The organism is Kocuria subflava, assembly GCF_012163155.1.
GTDB lineage: Bacteria > Actinomycetota > Actinomycetes > Actinomycetales > Micrococcaceae > Kocuria > Kocuria subflava.
Map to the genome: position 1 here is coordinate 1 of NZ_JAAVUN010000207.1, position 555 is coordinate 555.

A 555-nucleotide genomic window follows, 5' to 3' on the forward strand; every position below is an offset into this window, starting at 1 on the left:
GACGGTCCGCACATGCGTTCCGAGCTTGTCCGTGAAGAACTGATCGTCAGCCATGCTCATCGTCACGGGCGGTCTCCCTCCGGACCCTCGACCTCGACCGTCTGAGCAGATTCAGCGGGCGAACTCAGGTGCCGCCGGTCGTCAACCTTGTGGGAGGAGGCAGGCATGACATGGTGGAAAAGCAGGTTCAACGCAAAGGCGGTGATTGCCGCGGCTGAGATCCCGGAGTCGGAAACCGTGGCCACGGGCTCCGGGAACTCGGCGTAGAAAGTGGGCATGGCGATCGGGATCACGCCCATGGCGATGGATGTGGCCACGATCAACTGGTTGGTGTTCTTGGCCCAATCGATCCGGGTCAGCATTCGGATCCCTGATGCAGCCACGGACCCGAAGAGCACAATGCCGACCCCCCCCAGGACGGGGTAGGGGACGGAGGCTATGACTCTGCCCAACACCGGAAGTAGACCCAGGAGAACCAGCATGCCGCCACCGGCCACCACGACGAACCGGGACTTGATGCCGGTCATGGCGATCACTCCGACGTTCTGGGCGAAG

1 protein-coding gene is annotated in these 555 nt (G+C 62.9%); it reads right to left on the reverse strand.

Annotated features, from left to right (window positions below):
• Window positions 1-62: 62 nt before the first annotated feature.
• On the reverse strand, window positions 63-555 hold a 493-nt coding region (locus tag GTW58_RS13795), incomplete at its 5' end, for a solute carrier family 23 protein (protein ID WP_280842332.1).